The sequence below is a fragment of the Tessaracoccus sp. MC1756 genome (assembly GCF_014164735.1).
GTDB lineage: Bacteria > Actinomycetota > Actinomycetes > Propionibacteriales > Propionibacteriaceae > Arachnia.
Window position 1 is genome coordinate 481376 of the sequence record NZ_JACJFZ010000001.1, and the last position, 16881, is coordinate 498256.

Sequence of the window (16881 nt, forward strand, 5' to 3'; positions counted from 1 at the left end):
GCAGGCGGTTCGCAGTGTAGCCCGCAGTCGGAGCCTTGGTTGGCCGAAATGTCCCGGCACCCCTAGACTGACTCGGTAATCACCGTCGTAGTCGACAGGAGTGTGTATGTCGTTCGCCAACTCTGGCACGGCCCGCCCCACCCACGAATCGGACGTCATCGTCGTCGGAGCCGGACCGGGCGGATCAGCGACAGCCACCTACCTCGCACGGCACGGGCTCTCCGTCACGCTGCTCGAGAAGTCTCATTTCCCCCGGGAGAAGGTGTGTGGCGACGGCCTCACGCCCCGCGCCACCCGCGCCCTCACCCGGCTGGGGATCGACACCTCTGAAGAGGCCGGCTGGATCCACAACAAGGGTCTTCGCGTGCACGGCGGCCATGTCAAGCCGTTCGAGTTGCTGTGGCCTGAACTGACCGACTTCCCGCCCTACGGCGTGCAGCGTCCCCGCTCGGATTTCGACGACCTCCTGGCCCGCCACGCGGTGGCCGCGGGGGCCGAACTCATCGAGGGCGCCAACGTGACCAACGCCGTGCTGGACGACCGCACCGGTCGCATCACCGGCGTCGAGACCAAGGACGGCCGCGTCTTCAAGGCCCCCTACGTCGTCGCCGCTGACGGCAACTCCGCGCGGCTGGCCATCTCGATGGGCATCAACAAGATCGACAGCCGCCCCATGGGTGTCGCTGTGCGCACGTACTACACGAGCCCGCAGAGCAACGACGAGTTCCTCGAGTCGCACCTGCAGCTCTGGGACGGCGAGCCCGGTAAGTCCACGCTGCTCCCCGGCTACGGCTGGATCTTCCCGATGGGCGACGGCACCTGCAACGTCGGCCTCGGGGTCCTCAGCACGTCGAAGGGCTTCGGGCAGACCAACTACCGCGACCTGCTGAAGCGGTGGCTGGCCGGCACCCCGGAGGAGTGGGGCTACCGCGACGAGAACATGGTGGGCAAGGTGAGCAGCGCTGCGCTGCCGATGGCGTTCAACCGTCAGCCGCACTACGGCCGCGGGCTCGTGCTCGTCGGCGACGCCGGCGGCATGGTCAGCCCCTTCAACGGTGAAGGCATCGCCTACGCCATGGAGGCCGGCGAACTGGCGGCCCAGGCCTTGGCCGAAGCGAAGTCGCGCGGTGTCGGCACCGCCTCCGCGGAGCGGGCCATGCAGGCCTACCCCGCCGCGCTGAAGGACAGCCTGGGTGGTTACTATCGCCTGGGAATGATCTTCACCAAGCTCATCGGTGACCCGCGGATCATGTACATCTGCACCCGATACGGTCTACCCCGGCCCATGCTCATGCGCTTCGTGATGAAGCTCCTGGCCAACCTGACCGATGCCCGTGACGGGGACGCGATGGACCGGATCATTAACACCTTGTGCAAGGTCGCTCCGTCGGCCTGATCGGAAGGAAACAACGATGAACCCCTATATCCCCATCGTCGGCATGGTGCTGCTCGCCACCGTGTTCGTCGTGGTATCCATGGGGCTGAGCCTGGTCGTCGGACCGGCTCGGTACAACCGTGCAAAGTACGACAGCTACGAGTGCGGCATCCAGCCCACCCCGCAGCCGATCGGCGGCGGCCGGTTCCCGGTCAAGTACTACATCACGGCGATGATGTTCATCGTGTTCGACATCGAAGTGGTGTTCCTGCTCCCGTGGGCGGTCGCCTACAACCAGCTCAGCATGTTCGCGATCATCGCCATGATCGTGTTCATCGTGCTGTTCTTCATCCCTTACATCTACGTCCTGCGCCGCAACGGCCTCGACTGGGAATGATCGGAGATAAACATGGGTATCGAAGACAAGATTCCTAGCGGCATCCTGCTGACCACGTTCGAGGGCGTCTTCGGCTGGGTCCGGAAGGCCTCGTTCTGGCCCGCGACGATGGGCCTCGCCTGCTGCGCGATCGAGATGATGGCCTTCGGCACGCCGCGCTACGACTCCGGTCGGTGGGGTCAGGAAGTCTTCCGCGCCTCGCCGCGCCAGGCTGACCTGATGATCGTCTCCGGCCGCGTGTCGCAGAAGATGGCGCCGGTCATCCGCCAGGTGTACGACCAGATGCCCAACCCCAAGTGGGTCATCTCCATGGGCGCCTGCGCCTCCTCCGGCGGCATGTTCAACAACTACTCGATCGTCCAGGGCTGTGACCACTTCCTGCCCGTCGACATGTACGTCCCCGGCTGCCCGCCGCGCCCAGACATGCTGATCGAGGCGATGTTCAAGCTGCGCGAGAAGGTGCAGAAGCACCCGATCGGCGCCAACATGGACCGTTGGGTCGAGGACACCGAGCAGGCCGCGCTGGCCGCGCCCGCGAAGGTCGAGATGAAGGGTCTCATGCGATGAGCGACGACCAGACTCCTGAGGAGAACCTTCCCGCCACCTCGGGCCTCCCCGCCCAGCAGCCCATCTTCACCAGCAAGGCGGGCATGTGGTCCCGCGGTGCCGGCGACACCTCCGGCTACGGCGGCCTCACCCGCGGCCTCAGCATGCCGGGCCGCACCGAGCCGCCGTTCGACGACCCGTCGGACGCCGTCTACGGCCGGGCCCTGGAACTGCTGCCCGAGGAACTCGGCGGCGCCCGTGTGCTGTTCGACCGCGGTGAGCTCACGATCTACGTTCCGCGCGAGCACCTCGCCGCCGTCGCCCGGACCTTCCGCGACGACGCGTTCCTGCGCTTCGAGGTCTGCGTGTCCGTCTCGGGCGTGCACTACCCGAACGAAAAGGGCGCGGAACTGCACTCCGTGTACCACCTGCTGAGCTACACCCACAACCGTCGGGTCCGGCTCGAGGTCACCTGTCCGGACGAAGATCCCCACATCCCGTCGGTCGTGGCCACCTACCCCATGGTGGATTACCACGAGCGTGAGACCTGGGACATGTTCGGCATCATCTTCGACGGCCACCCGTCGCTCACCCGCATCCTCATGCCGGACGACTGGAAGGGCCACCCGCAGCGCAAGGATTACCCGCTGGGTGGCGTCGACGTCGAGTACAAGGGCGCCAAGGTGCCCGCTCCCGACAACAGGAGGACCTACTCGTGACCCACACCCACGCAACCACCGAAGACGTCTTCGCCGGCACCAGCGAGGAGAAGGTCGATCGCGTCTACCTGGCTCAGGGCGGCGACTGGACCGACATCGCGGCCGAGCAGGCCGAACGTGGTGACGAGACCATCGTCGTCAACATGGGCCCGCAGCACCCGTCGACGCACGGCGTGCTGCGCCTGATCCTCGAGATGGACGGCGAGACCGTCAAGTCCATCCGCCCCGGCATCGGCTTCCTACACACGGGCATCGAGAAGAACGCGGAGTACAAGACGTGGGTCCAGGGCGTGACCTACGTGACGCGCATGGACTATGTCGCGCCGCTGTTCAACGAGGCCGTCTACTGCCTGGCCGTCGAGAAGCTGCTCGGTATCACCGACGACATCCCGGAGCGCGCCAGCGTCATCCGCGTGCTCATGATGGAGCTCAACCGCATCGCCTCACACCTGGTCGCCATGGGCACCGGCGGCATGGAGATCGGCGCGCTGACGGTCATGACCATCGCGTTCCGCGAGCGCGAGATGATCCTCGACTTCTTCGAGGCCATTTCGGGCCTGCGCATGAACCACGCGTTCATCCGCCCCGGCGGCGTGGCCAACGACCTGCCCGAGGATGGCATCAGCCAGCTGCGCACCATCGTGGACTGGCTCAAGAAGCACCTGCCGGAGTACGCCACGTTCTGCAACGAGAACCCCATCTTCATCGGCCGCCAGTCCGGCGTCGGCGTGATGGACCTCACCGCGGCCACGATGATGGGCATGTCCGGTCCGCCGCTGCGCGCCACCGGCTACGCCTGGGACCTGCGCAAGACGCAGCCCTACTGCGGCTACGAGACCTACGACTTCGACGTCGTGACCTGGGACTCGGACGACAGCTACGGCCGCTTCCGGATCCGTCTGCAGGAGTGCTGGGAGTCCCTCAAGATCGTCGAGCAGTGCATCGACCGCCTCGAGCGCACGCACGGCCAGCCGGTCATGGTCGCAGACCCGAAGATCGCCTGGCCCGCGCAACTCTCGCTGGGCGCCGACGGCCAGGGCAACAGCAACGAGCACATCAAGCACATCATGGGCGAGTCCATGGAAGCGCTCATCCACCACTTCAAGATCGTCACCGAGGGCTTCCGGGTCCCGGTGGGGCAGGTCTACCAGGCCATCGAATCCCCCAAGGGCGAACTCGCGTGCCACGTCGTCTCCGACGGCGGGACACGACCCTACCGGGTGCACTTCCGCGATCCCGGTTTCAACCATCTGCAGTCGATCCCGATGATGTGCGAGGGCGGAATGATGTCCGACGTCGTCGTCTCGCTCGCCAGCCTTGACCCCGTACTTGGAGGTGTGGACCGATGAGCGGCCACTTTGCCAGCCACTTCCCAGATTCCGGTTCGGTGGACTACACCGACCAGTCGTCCCAGATCGACGACGGCACCATCGCCGAACTGCGCGAGCTGGCGGCCCGCTACCCGCAGCCCCGTTCCGCACTCCTGCCGATGCTCCACCTCGTCCAGTCGGTCGACGGCCGGATCAGCCCCCGGGGCATCGAAGTGTGCGCCGACGTGCTGGGCATCAGCACGGCGCAGGTCTCCGGGGTCGCGACGTTCTACACCATGTACAAGCGCCGCCCCGCAGGCAAGCAGCACGTCGGCGTCTGCACCACTGCGCTCTGCGCGGTGATGGGCGGCGACATCCTGCTCGACCGGGCCAAGCAGCGCCTCGGCATCGACGAGGGTGAGACCACCCCGGACGGCCAGATCTCGCTGGAGCGCCTCGAATGCAACGCGGCGTGCGACTTCGCCCCCGTGATGATGGTCAACTGGGAGTTCTTCGACAACATGACCCCGGAGAAGGCCGACGACCTGCTGGAGAAGCTGCAGAAGGACGAGGAGGTCGTCTCCTCCCGTGGCGCGACCATCACCTCCTGGCGCGAAGCCGAGCGCGTCCTCGCCGGGTTCCCCGACGGCCGGGCCGACGAAGGGCCCTCCGCAGGTCACGCCTCGCTGGCCGGTGTCGACATCGCCCGTGAGAACGACTGGAAGGCCCCGGCCGCTGACGCGAAGCCGGCCGCCGCCGAGCAGGAGGCCGCACAGTGACCGACCTGCTCACCCCCGTCCTCAGCGAACAGTGGGGCGCACCCAACTCCTGGAAGCTCGCCCGCTACGAGGCCACAGGTGGCTACCGCGCGATGCGCAAGGCCCTGGCCATGCAGCCCGCAGACCTCATCTCGCTCGTCAAGGACGCCAACCTCCGCGGCCGCGGTGGCGCAGGCTTCCCGACGGGCATGAAGTGGTCCTTCGTCCCGCAGGACAATCCCAACCCGAAGTACCTCGTGGTCAACGCCGACGAGTCGGAGCCGGGCACCTGCAAGGACATCCCGCTCATGATGGCCACGCCTCACACGCTGGTCGAGGGCGTCATCATCTCGTCGTACGCGATCAACTGCCATACGGCGTTCATCTACTGCCGAGGTGAGGTCCTGCACGTCATCCGCCGCCTCCAGCAGGCGGTCCGGGAGGCCTACGCGGCCGGCTACCTGGGCAAGAACATCATGGGCACCGGCTACGACCTCGACGTGATCGTGCACGCCGGCGCCGGTGCCTACATCTGTGGCGAGGAGACGGCGCTGCTGGACTCCCTCGAGGGCCGACGTGGCCAGCCCCGCCTGCGCCCGCCGTTCCCCGCCGTCGCGGGTCTGTACGCCTCGCCGACGGTGGTCAACAACGTGGAGTCCATCGCCTCGGTGCCGGCCATCGTCAACAACGGCGCAGACTGGTTCCAGTCCATGGGCACGGAGAAGTCCAAGGGCTTCACGCTGTACTCGCTGTCGGGCCACATCAAGACTCCCGGCCAGTTCGAGGCCCCGATGGGCATCACGCTGCGCGAGCTCATTGAGCTCGGCGGCGGCATGCGCGACGGCCACGAACTGAAGTTCTTCACCCCGGGCGGTTCCTCGACGCCCATCCTCACGCCGGAGCACCTCGACCTCCCCATGGACTACGAATCCATGGCGGCGGCCGGTTCGATGCTTGGCACCAAGGCACTGCAGATCTTCGACGACACCACCTCCGTGGTGCGTACGACGCTGCGCTTCGTCGAGTTCTACAAGCACGAGAGCTGCGGCAAGTGCACCCCGTGTCGTGAAGGCACCTGGTGGCTCGTGCAGCTCCTGATGAAGTTCGAAGCCGGCACCGCCCGCGAGGGCGACGTCGACAAGCTCCTCGACATCTGCGACAACATCGGTGGCCGCTCGTTCTGCGCGCTCGCCGACGGTGCGGTCGCCGCGGTGACCAGTGCCGTGCGGCACTTCCGCTCCGAGTTCGAGCAGGGCTACCACACTCCCGCCTGGGAAGTGTTCCCGTACGAGAAGAGCGCACTGTTCGCCGCGGAAGGAGACGTGCGATGACCGTCGACGCCAAGACGACCTCGGGTGAGGTGGCTCCGAAGCCCGACCTGGTCACCCTGACCATCGACGGCACGGAGGTGAGCGTTCCCAAGGGCACGCTGATCATCCGGGCCGCCGAGATGATCGGTACCGCCATCCCGCGCTTCTGCGACCACCCGCTGCTGGACCCGGTGGGCGCCTGCCGCCAGTGCATGGTCGACATCCCCGACGCCGGCAACGGCCGCGGTTTCCCGAAGCCCCAGGCCTCCTGCACCATGCCGGTGGCCGAGGGCATGAAGGTCAACACCCAGCGCACCTCGCCCGTCGCCGAGAAGGCGCAGCGCGGCATGCTGGAGTTCCTGCTGATCAACCACCCGCTCGACTGCCCCGTCTGCGACAAGGGCGGCGAATGCCCCCTGCAGAACCAGGCGCTGGCCAACGGCCCCGGTGAGAGCCGCTTCGAAGGCTTGAAGCGCACCTTCCCCAAGCCCGTGGCCATCTCCGCGCAGATCCTGCTGGACCGCGAACGCTGCGTGCTGTGCGCGCGCTGCACGCGCTTCTCCGAACAGATCTCCGGTGACCCCTTCATCGCCCTGGTGGAGCGCGGTGCGCTGCAGCAGGTCGGTACCTACGAGCAGGACCCGTACGACTCGTACTTCTCCGGCAACGTGGTGCAGATCTGCCCCGTGGGCGCCCTCACCTCCGCCGCCTACCGCTTCCAGGCGCGTCCCTTCGACCTCGTGTCGCGGGTCACCACCTGTGAGCACTGCGCGTCCGGCTGTGAACTGCGCACGGACCAGCGGCACCACCAGGTCAAGCGTCGCCTCGCCGGCGACAAGCCTGAGGTCAACGAGGAGTGGAGCTGTGACAAGGGCCGCTTCGGCTTCATGTACGGCCGGGGCGACGACCGCATCACCCGCCCGCTCGTGCGCCGCGGTGGAGTGCTGGAGCCCGCGTCGTGGCCCGAGGCCATCGACGCCGCGGTCCAGGGTCTCCGCGCCGCCGGCTCCGCCGTCGGTGTCCAGACCGGTGGTCGCCTGAGCGTCGAGGCGTCCTACGCCTACGGCAAGTTCGCCCGTGCGGTGCTGGGCACCAACAACGTCGACTTCCGCTCGCGTCCCGCCTCTGCCGAGGAGGCAGACTTCCTCGCCGCCCGCGTGGCCGGCAGGGGGGTCGACGAAGCCGTCACGTACGCGGATCTGGAGGTAGCCAAGCACGTGGTGCTGGTGAGCTTCGAGCCTGAGGACGAGTCGCCGATCGTGTTCCTCCGCCTCCGCAAGGCGGTCCGCAAGGGGCACCTGAAGGTCACCACCCTCGCGCCGTTCCTCTCCCGCGGCTCCGACAAGCTGTCCGCCACCCTCGTGCCCACGGCCCCCGGCCGCGAAGCCGAGGCGCTGGACGCCCTGACGGACCTCGACGCGGGCTCGGTCATCCTCGTCGGCGAGCGCGCCGCAGTCCTCCCCGGCGTGCTGAGCGCCGCTGCCGCGAAGGCGGACGCCACGGGCGCCCGCCTGGCCTGGATCCCGCGTCGCGCAGGTGACGTCGGGGCCATCGAGGCCGGCTGCCTGCCGGGCCTGCTGCCCGGCGGTCGCCCGGTGGCGGACCCCGCCGCCCGCGTCGATGTCGCCTCCCACTGGGGCGTCGGCTCGCTGCCCGCTGAGGCCGGTCTTTCGGCCGAGGAGCAGTTCGCCGCGCTGGCAGACGGCACGCTCAAGGCGCTGGTCGTCGCCGGTGTGGACCCGCACGACCTCGGTTCCCCGGCCACCGCGCTGGCCGGCCTCGAGGCCGCCCAGTTCGTGGTCAGCATCGAGCAGCGCGCCAGCGCCGTCACCGCCCGCGCGGACGTGGTCTTCCCGGCCGCACTCCTCGAGGAGCAGTCGGGTCACTTCCTCAACTGGGAGCACCGCCACGGCCGCGTCAACGTGATCGTCAAGCAGCCCGTGTCGCCGATGACCGACATCCGCATCCTGGCCGCGCTGGCAGATGCCCTCGGGTCGACGCTCGGCTTCCGCGCGCCGAAGCAGGCCTACACGGACCTCACCGAGCTCGGTGCCTGGGACGGCGACCGGCCGGCGGCCCCCGCCGTCGCGGCTGCTCCCGCCCACGCCGGCCCGGTCGTCGCCGGATGGCGCGAACTGCTCGACGCCTCCCAGGGCAACGACTACGAACTGGCGCTGCGGGCCACCGCACGTCCGCCGGTCGCCCGGGTCTCCGCCGCCACTGCGGAGCGGCTCGGTCTGTCCGAGGTCGCCACCGTGGAGGCAGCGGGCAGCAGCCTGGTGCTGCCGGTCGACATCGTCCCCGGCATGGTCGACGATGTGGTCTGGGTGCCCGTCAACCCCGGCCAGGGGGAGCGCCTCGTCGCCGCCCCCGGTTCGCCGGTCCGCGTCACGGCCGTCACCGTCGTCGAAGGAGCAACGGCATGAACATCTTCATGAACGATCCCTGGTGGTTGATCCTGATCAAGGTGGTGGCGCTCTTCGTCGTCCTCCTCGTCTGGACGATCTTCAACGTGTGGTACGAGCGTCGCCTCGTCGGCAAGATGCAGCACCGCCTCGGCCCCATCATGAACGGCCCCTTCGGCCTCGGCCAGGCGCTCGCAGACGGTATGAAGGCCCTCATCAAGGAGGACTTCCGCCCGAAGAACGCCGACAAGTGGCTGTTCAACATCGCCCCCGTGCTCACCGCGGTGGCCGCCTTCACCTGCTGGACGGTCATCCCGTTCGGCGGGCAGGTCACGATGTTCGGCGTCGAGACCCGCCTCCAGCTCACCGACCTGCCGGTCGCCGCGGTGTTCATCCTGGCCTCGGCCTCGATCGGCATCTACGGCATCGTGCTCGCGGGCTGGGCCGGCAACTCCACCTACTCCTTCCTCGGCTCCATCCGTTCGACGGCGCAGATGATCTCCTACGAGATCTCGATGGGGCTGTCCATGGTCGCCGTGTTCCTGATGGCCGGCTCCATGTCCACCTCGGAGATCGTCGAGTCGCAGCGCATCCCGCTGCAACTCGTCGTGCCCTTCACCGACATCGCGCTGCCGCTCGGGCTGCAGACCTGGTACTTCCTGCTGCTGATCCCGTCGTTCATCATCTACGCCATCGCCATGGTGGGCGAGACCAACCGTGCACCCTTCGACCTGCCCGAGTGCGAGTCGGAGCTGGTCTCCGGTTACCTGACGGAGTACTCCGGCTTCCGCTACGCGCTGTACTTCCTCGCGGAGTACATCAACATGGCGACCGTGTCGGCGGTCTGCACGACGCTGTTCCTCGGCGGCTACCTGCCGATCTGGCCGCTGAACAACATCGAGTTCTTCAACAACCCGTGGTTCGGCCCGATCTTCTTCATGCTGAAGGTCCAGTTCCTGATCTCGGTGTTCGTGTGGCTGCGTGGCACGCTGCCGCGCCTGCGCTACGACCAGTTCATGGGTCTCGGTTGGAAGGTGCTGATCGAGATCTCGCTGATCTGGATCATCGTGGTCGCGCTGGTCGCCAACACGCAGTTCCGCAACGCCACTCTCGGCCTCGGCCTCGCGCTGCTCATCGTCCTGTGGTGGCTGTTCGGCGGCAAGGACCCCGTGGCCGAACTGCCGGAGGAGCGCCCGGTCGTCGAAGAGGTCTACGACCCCTTCGCCGGCGGCTACCCGGTGCCCCCGATGCCCGGGCAGATGCTGCCTGAGCTCGCAGGCGTCGTGCGCGGACCCGCGCAGGACCAGACCATGGCCGAGGTCACCGCAGAAGGGAAGGAAGCCTGATGGGCATCTTCGATCCGTGGGCCGGCTTCGGCATCACGCTCAACACCATCTTCCGCAAGACGTTCACGCAGTCGTACCCGCATAAGAAGGGCGCGGAGAAGGTCACCATGCCGCGCTTCCACGGCCGGCACCAGCTCAACCGCTGGCCGGACGGCTTGGAGAAGTGCGTCGGTTGTGAACTGTGCGCCTGGGCCTGCCCGGCGGACGCCATCTACGTGGAGGGCGCCGACAACACAGACGACGCCCGTTACTCGCCGGGCGAACGCTACGGCCACGTCTACCAGATCAACTACCTGCGCTGCATCTTCTGCGGCCTCTGCATCGAAGCCTGCCCCACCCGGGCGCTGACGATGACCAACGAGTTCAAGATCTCCGACGACACGCGGCTGAGCCTGATCTACGAAAAGGAAGACCTGCTCGCGCCGCTGCTGACCGGCATGGAACAACCGCCGCACCCCCGTCGCCTCGGCGCGGACGAGCGCGACTACTTCCTGGGGCTGCCCGCGACGGGCACCCCCGACACCCGCACCGGCTCGACGACCACAGGAGCGGCCAAATGATCCCCATGATCCCGCTGGTGACAGCCGGTGAGGTCGCCTTCTGGGTGTGCGCGCCCATCGCGGTGATCTGCGCCCTGATCTTTCTGCTGTCGCGCAAGCCCATCCACTCGGCCATCGCGATGGCCGGCGTAATGGTGGCCATCGCGGTCCTCTACGCAGCCCAGGACGCGCCCTTCCTGTTCGTCATCCAGATCGTCGTCTACACCGGCGCCATCCTGATGATGTTCCTGTTCGTCGTCATGCTGATCGGCGTGGATTCGCTCGACTCGGTCGTCGAGACGCTGAAGGGCCATCGCATAGCCGCCTCGCTGGTGGCGCTGGGCATCGGCATCCTGATGATCTCCGCCGTCGGCCAGTTCACCGTCGGCGGGCAGCCCGCCGGCCTGGCGGAGGCCAACGCCGAGTACGGCGGCAACATCCCGTCGCTGGCCAACAAGCTGTTCGGCGAGTACGTGTTCCTCTTCGAGGCGAGCGCGGCCCTCCTGATCACGGCCGCGGTCGGCGCGATGGTGCTGGCCCACGGCGAGCTCCTCAGCAAGAAGGTCAACCAGGTGGAGTCCGCTGAACTCCGCAAGCGCGCCTACGCCGAGCTCGGCGAGCACCCCGGCCCGCTGCCCAACTCGGGTGTGTTCGCCCGGCACAACGCCATCTCCATCCCGGCGCTGCTCCCGGACGGGTCCATCGCCGAGAAGTCCGTCTCGCGCACCCTCACCATGCGTGGCGTGGTGGTCGACGTGGACGAACTGCGCGCACCCACCTCCTCCGCCTACCAGGCGCTCGAGGGTCGCACGCTTGAGATCGAAGGAGACGACGAATGAGCCCCGAGGGTTACCTGATCCTCTCGGCGATCCTGTTCGCCATCGGCATCGCAGGGTTCCTGCTGCGCCGCAACGCGATCATCGCCTTTCTGAGCATCGAACTGATGCTCAATGCCACGAACCTCGCATTCGTCGCATTCGCCCGATTCCACGGGAACCTCGACGGACTCGTCGCGGCGTTCTTCGTGATGGTCGTGGCAGCCGCTGAAGTTGTGGTCGGCCTGGCGATCATCGTCGCCGTGTACCGGTCCCGTCGCTCGGCCTCCGTCGACAACGCCAACCTGATGAAGCTGTAAGGGGACTACGAGCGTGCAACTCCTTGAATCCGTCTCCGCCCTGTCGAGCACCGGCCTGATGGTCTGGCTGCTGGTGGCCATCCCGCTGGCTTCGGCCGCCTTCCTGCTGCTGGCAGGCCGGGCGACCAACGCCTGGGGCCACTGGCTCGGCACCCTGGCACCCATCGCGTCGTTCGCCATCGGCCTGGTGCTGTTCCTGCAACTCCTCGGGGCGTCCCCCGACGACCGCGCCATCAACGTCCAGCTGTACGAGTGGATCGCCACCGGCAACTGGTCGGTCGGCGTCGGCTTCCTGGCAGACCAGCTGTCGATCCTGTTCGTCCTGCTGGTCACCGGCGTCGGCTCGCTGATCCACATCTACTCGATCGGGTACATGGAGCACGACGAGCGTCGCCGTCGCTTCTTCGCGTACCTGAACCTGTTCATCGCCGCCATGTTGCTCCTGGTCCTGGCGGACAACTACCTGGTGCTGTTCGTCGGTTGGGAAGGCGTGGGCCTCGCGTCCTACCTCCTGATCAGCTTCTGGGCCCACCGCCCCTCGGCGTCGGCCGCCGGCAACAAGGCCTTCATCGTCAACCGCGTCGGCGACCTCGGGTTGTCGATGGCGATCTTCACGATGCTGGCAATGTTCGGCTCGGTGCGCTTCGAGGACGTCAACGCGGGGGTCGCGAACCTGACGCCCGTCTGGGTCACGCTCATCGGTTTCTTCCTGCTGCTCGGCGCGTGCGGTAAATCCGCCCAGGTGCCACTGCAGTCCTGGCTGCTGGACGCGATGGAGGGCCCCACTCCGGTGTCGGCCCTCATCCATGCTGCGACCATGGTCACCGCCGGCGTCTACCTGGTCGTGCGCTCGCACGTCATCTACGAGGCGGCGCCGATCGCCACGACGGCGGTCGCCATCGTCGGCACGGTCACGCTGCTCTTCGGTGCCTGGATCGGTACGTCGAAGGACGACATCAAGAAGGTCCTCGCGGGCTCGACGATGTCGCAGATCGGCTACATGATGCTCGCCGCGGGCCTCGGCCCCATCGGCGCCTCGTTCGCGATCTTCCACCTGATCACGCACGGCTTCTTCAAGGCCAACATGTTCCTGGGCGCCGGCTCCGTCATGCACGGCATGCACGACGACGTGAACATGCGTCACTTCGGTGCCCTGGCCCGCCCCATGCGGATCACCTTCCTCACCTTCGGGATCGGCTACCTCGCCATCATCGGCTTCCCGTTCCTCTCGGGCTTCTACTCGAAGGACCACATCATCGAGGCCGCCTTCGAGCAGAACGTGATCTACGGCGTGCTGGCCCTGCTCGGCGCCGGCATCACGGCGTACTACATGACACGCCTGATGATGATGACGTTCTTCGGCAAGAAGCGCTGGGAGGACGGCGTCGAGCCGCATGAGTCGCCGCTCGTCATGACGGTGCCCCTCATCGTGCTGGCGCTGTTGTCCATCGTGGCCGGCGTCCTCATGAACGGCTGGATCCAGGACTGGCTGGCCCCGGCCACCGGCCAGGAGCCGCACAACACCCCGCTGATCCACTTCACCACCATCGGCATCCTGACGCTGGCAGTGGTCGTCGTCGGTGTCGCGATCGGTTGGTTCCTGCACAAGGGGGACATCCCGCGCGAAGCGCCGGAGACGAAGAACCCGCTCGTGCACGCGGGCCGCCACGACCTGTACGGCGACGCCTTCAACGAGCACGCCATCATCCGCCCCACCAAGTCTCTGGCAGCCGGCATCGGCGCCTTCGACCACGGTGTCGCGGACGGCGCGGTCATGGGTTCCGCCGCGGTCGCGACCGGAGCGGGTGAATGGTTCCGCAAACTGCAGAACGGCTACGTCCGCAGCTACGGGCTGACCGCAGGGGTGGGCCTCCTGGCCCTCGCCGTCGTCGTTGTCATCGGGCAGCTGGGCTAAGGAGTAACTGAGAAATGACAATGGCATTCCCTCTTCTGACGGTCCTCGGCCTGGTGCCCATCGTCGGCGCGATCGTGCTGTTCTTCGTGAAGGGTCACGTCGGCAAGCTCGTCGGCTACGGCTTCGCGGTCACCACTCTGGTGCTCGGTGTCCTGGCGTTCATCCTGCACACGCAGGACGCCGTGTTGGCCGAGGACGTCTCCTGGATCTCCTCGATCGGCGCGCGCTACGCGCTGGACCTGGACGGGATGGGCGCCATCCTGGTGCTGATGACCGTCCTCATCGTGCCGGTGGTGCTGCTCGCCGAATGGCACACGGGCGATGAGCCCACCTCCCGCTGGGGCGGCTCCACGTTCTTCGCGCTCGCGCTGCTGCTGCAGGGCTTCGCGCTGTTCGTGTTCATGGCCTCGGACATCCTGCTGTTCTACGTGGCCTTCGAGGCGACGCTGATCCCGACGTACTTCCTCATCGGTGGCTACGGCGGCCCCCGTCGCAGCGCCGCCGCGGTCAAGTTCCTGATCTACTCCCTGGCCGGTGGCCTGGTCATGCTGGTCGCGGTGGCGGGCGTCTACGCAGTCACGGCGGCGGCCGGCTCGCCGAGCTTCCTGATCGGCGACCTCGTCGGGCTCGACATCGACACGTCCATGGGGCGCTGGCTCTTCGCGGGCTTCTTCTTCGCCTTCGCGGTGAAGGCGCCGCTGGCCGGGCTGCACACGTGGCTGCCTGATTCGGCCGAGCAGGCCACGCCGGGCACCTCGACGCTGCTCGTGGGCATCCTGGACAAGATCGGCACCTTCGGGATGATCAAGATATGCCTCCAGGCGTTCCCCGAGGCCAGCCAGTGGGCCACCCCGGTGATCCTGGTCTGGGCGATCGTGTCCATGTTCTACGGCGCTCTCATGGCGTTCGGCGCCAAGGACCTGCTGCGACTGGTGTCCTACACCTCGATCAGCCACTTCGGCCTGATGGTGTTCGGCATCTTCGCGCTGACCAGCCAGTCCATGAGCGGCTCCATCTACTACATGCTCAACCACGGTCTGTCGACGGCCGCGCTGTTCCTCGTCGTCGGGTTCATGATCCGACGCCGCGGTTCCGCAGACATCGACGCGTACGGCGGCGTGCAGAAGGTGGCCCCGGTGCTCTCCGGTGTCCTGCTGCTCGCGGGTCTCTCCGCCCTGTCGCTGCCGGGCTTTGGCAACTTCGTCGCCGAGTTCCTGGTGCTCGCCGGTTCCTGGCAGCGTTACCCCATCCACATCGCGTTCCTGGTGCTGGCCATGGTGCTGGCCGCCGTGTACGTGCTGCGGATGTACAAGACCACGATGACCGGCCCGGTGACCGAGCAGGTCGCCAGCCATGTCACCACCGATCTCACGCTCCGCGAGAAGGCCGTCGTTGCGCCGCTCATCGCCCTGCTGCTGCTGTTCGGCTTCTTCCCGAAGCCCGTGCTGTCAGTGGCGGACGACGCTGCTCAGGGCACGATGGCGACCGTCGGCGTGACCGATCCCGCCCCGCAGGCTGAGGAAGGCAACTGATGATCAACCTCTTGGAGACGCCGATCCCCGCTCCCACGCTGGAGTGGATGCTGCTGACGCCGCTGTTCATCCTGCTCGGTGTGGGTGCCCTGGGCATCCTGCTCGAGGGCTTCGTGCCCCGGCACCTCCGCCAGCCGGTGCAGGCGGGTCTGGCCGCGATCGGCATCCTCGCGTCGCTCGGGGTGACCATCCTCAACTGGGTCCAGGAAACACCTTCGCTGGCCGCCATGGGGCTGCTCGCGATCGACGGCCCGACCTACGTCTTCTGGACGCTGCTGCTGCTCGTCGGGCTGGCCGGGGTGGCGCTCTTCGCCGAGCGCCGCGTCGGTGGGGGAGTGTCGGCGTTCGCGTCGTCGGCCGCCACCGTGCCCGGCTCGCCGCTCGAGCGGGAGGCGGACCGCCTCCGTCGTGAGCACACCGAGGTCTTCCCGCTGCTGGTGTTCGCGCTGTTCGGCATGCTGCTGTTCTCGTCCACCAACAACCTGCTGGTGCTGTTCGTGGCCGTGGAGATCCTGTCGCTGCCGCTGTACCTGCTCACCGGCATGGCCCGCCGCCGTCGCCTGCTGAGCCAGGAAGCTGCCCTCAAGTACTTCCTCCTCGGCTCCATCGCCTCGGCGATCATGCTCTACGGCATCTCGTTGCTGTACGGCTACTCCGGCGCCCTGACGCTGGCCGGGATCGCAGATGCGGTCACCGCCGGGACCGGCTCGAAGTGGCTGCTGCTCGGCGGCATGCTGCTGGCATCGGTGGGCCTGCTGTTCAAGATGGGCGCAGTGCCGTTCCACTCGTGGACCCCGGACGCCTACATGGGCGCGCCCACCCCGGTGACGGGCTTCATGGCGGTGGCCACCAAGACCGCCGCCGTGGCCGCTCTGCTGCGCGTGTACTACGTCGCACTCGGCGGACTCGCCTGGGACTGGCAGCTGCTGTTCTCCGTCGTCGCGGTCGTCACGATGCTGGTGGGTGCCACCGCGGCACTCGCGCAGACCGACATCAAGCGCCTGCTTGCCTACTCCTCGATCGCACACGCCGGCTTCATCCTGGTGGGCGTCGTCGGGGCGGTGCAGGCCGGCGACAACGTGTCGGTGGCGTCCGTGGCCGCCGTCGCGTTCTACCTGCTGACCTACGGCGTGGCCACGCTGGGTGCCTTCGCCATCGTCATGATGGTGCGCCGCGCGGGCGGTGAGGCCAACGGCCTCGAGTCCTGGAAGGGCCTCGGGAGGCGCAGCCCGCTCATCGCAGCCCTCATGACCCTGTTCATGCTGAGCTTCGCCGGCATCCCGCTGACCGCGGGCTTCGTCGGCAAGCTGACCGTGTTCGCGTCTGCGTGGGAGGGCGGCTACGGCTGGCTCGTCCTGGTCGCCGTGGTGATGAGCGTCATCGCCGCGTTCTTCTACCTCAAGGTCGTTGTGGCCATGTGGTTCCAGGACGCCGACGAGGCGACCGTGGGCGTGGTCGATTCCCCGTCCGCCGGGACGTGGGTTGTGCTCGTGGTCACAGGTCTGGCTACGCTGGTCCTCGGCCTCGTGCCGGGCGGCGTGCTCAGCCTGGTTGCCGGTGCCGCACAGTTCATTCGCTGACCCTAGGAGACCCA

15 protein-coding genes are annotated in these 16881 nt (G+C 67.4%); all 15 read left to right on the forward strand.

All coding sequences use genetic code 11. The annotated features are described in order from the left end of the window. The first annotated feature begins 106 nt into the window (after positions 1–106). The 15 genes from H5393_RS02225 to nuoN all read left to right on the forward strand — a co-directional run bounded on the left by H5393_RS02225 (position 107) and on the right by nuoN (position 16867). Positions 107–1396: a geranylgeranyl reductase family protein gene (locus H5393_RS02225; RefSeq protein WP_182765352.1), complete on the forward strand. Its 1290-nt coding sequence runs from the start codon at positions 107–109 to the stop codon at positions 1394–1396. 16 nt (positions 1397–1412) lie between these two features. Continuing rightward, positions 1413–1772, forward strand: a complete 360-nt coding sequence (locus H5393_RS02230; protein ID WP_076060858.1) for an NADH-quinone oxidoreductase subunit A — start codon at positions 1413–1415, stop codon at positions 1770–1772. Between the two features lie 12 nt (positions 1773–1784). Then, positions 1785–2339, forward strand: a complete 555-nt coding sequence (locus H5393_RS02235; RefSeq protein WP_182763847.1) for an NADH-quinone oxidoreductase subunit B — start codon at positions 1785–1787, stop codon at positions 2337–2339. Further along, positions 2336–3037 carry an NADH-quinone oxidoreductase subunit C gene (locus H5393_RS02240; protein ID WP_182763846.1) on the forward strand — a complete coding sequence of 234 codons (702 nt, stop codon included), beginning with the start codon at positions 2336–2338 and terminating at the stop codon, positions 3035–3037. Before H5393_RS02235 ends, H5393_RS02240 begins: the two co-directional genes overlap by 4 nt. A 68-nt stretch (positions 3038–3105) precedes the next feature. Next, positions 3106–4386 carry an NADH-quinone oxidoreductase subunit D gene (locus H5393_RS02245; protein WP_220488198.1) on the forward strand — a complete coding sequence of 427 codons (1281 nt, stop codon included), beginning with the start codon at positions 3106–3108 and terminating at the stop codon, positions 4384–4386. After that, the gene (gene nuoE / locus H5393_RS02250; RefSeq protein ID WP_182765354.1) at positions 4383–5126 is read left to right on the forward strand and encodes an NADH-quinone oxidoreductase subunit NuoE; all 744 of its coding nucleotides are present in this window, start codon (positions 4383–4385) and stop codon (positions 5124–5126) included. The genes H5393_RS02245 and nuoE overlap by 4 nt, the downstream gene beginning before the upstream one ends. Beyond that, positions 5123–6436, forward strand: coding sequence for an NADH-quinone oxidoreductase subunit NuoF (gene nuoF / locus H5393_RS02255; RefSeq protein ID WP_182763844.1), 1314 nt, complete (start codon positions 5123–5125; stop codon positions 6434–6436). The genes nuoE and nuoF overlap by 4 nt, the downstream gene beginning before the upstream one ends. Then, the gene (locus H5393_RS02260) at positions 6433–8841 is read left to right on the forward strand and encodes an NADH-quinone oxidoreductase subunit G (RefSeq protein WP_182765355.1); all 2409 of its coding nucleotides are present in this window, start codon (positions 6433–6435) and stop codon (positions 8839–8841) included. Before nuoF ends, H5393_RS02260 begins: the two co-directional genes overlap by 4 nt. Then, complete coding sequence (gene nuoH, locus H5393_RS02265) at positions 8838–10166, forward strand: NADH-quinone oxidoreductase subunit NuoH (RefSeq protein ID WP_182763842.1); 1329 nt, start codon at positions 8838–8840, stop codon at positions 10164–10166. Before H5393_RS02260 ends, nuoH begins: the two co-directional genes overlap by 4 nt. After that, positions 10166–10726 carry an NADH-quinone oxidoreductase subunit NuoI gene (gene nuoI / locus H5393_RS02270; RefSeq protein WP_076060839.1) on the forward strand — a complete coding sequence of 187 codons (561 nt, stop codon included), beginning with the start codon at positions 10166–10168 and terminating at the stop codon, positions 10724–10726. Before nuoH ends, nuoI begins: the two co-directional genes overlap by 1 nt. Next, on the forward strand, positions 10723–11544 hold the full coding sequence (locus tag H5393_RS02275; RefSeq protein WP_245243961.1) for an NADH-quinone oxidoreductase subunit J: 822 nt from the start codon (positions 10723–10725) through the stop codon (positions 11542–11544). Before nuoI ends, H5393_RS02275 begins: the two co-directional genes overlap by 4 nt. Next, a complete protein-coding gene (nuoK, locus tag H5393_RS02280) occupies positions 11541–11840 on the forward strand; it encodes an NADH-quinone oxidoreductase subunit NuoK (protein WP_076060835.1) in 300 nt (99 codons plus the stop codon). The genes H5393_RS02275 and nuoK overlap by 4 nt, the downstream gene beginning before the upstream one ends. Before the next feature lie 58 nt (positions 11841–11898). Further along, the gene (nuoL, locus tag H5393_RS02285; protein WP_182765762.1) at positions 11899–13755 is read left to right on the forward strand and encodes an NADH-quinone oxidoreductase subunit L; all 1857 of its coding nucleotides are present in this window, start codon (positions 11899–11901) and stop codon (positions 13753–13755) included. A gap of 20 nt (positions 13756–13775) precedes the next feature. Further along, the gene (locus H5393_RS02290; protein WP_182763841.1) at positions 13776–15287 is read left to right on the forward strand and encodes an NADH-quinone oxidoreductase subunit M; all 1512 of its coding nucleotides are present in this window, start codon (positions 13776–13778) and stop codon (positions 15285–15287) included. Further along, positions 15287–16867 carry an NADH-quinone oxidoreductase subunit NuoN gene (gene nuoN / locus H5393_RS02295; RefSeq protein ID WP_182765356.1) on the forward strand — a complete coding sequence of 527 codons (1581 nt, stop codon included), beginning with the start codon at positions 15287–15289 and terminating at the stop codon, positions 16865–16867. Before H5393_RS02290 ends, nuoN begins: the two co-directional genes overlap by 1 nt. The last annotated feature ends 14 nt before the right edge of the window (positions 16868–16881 follow it).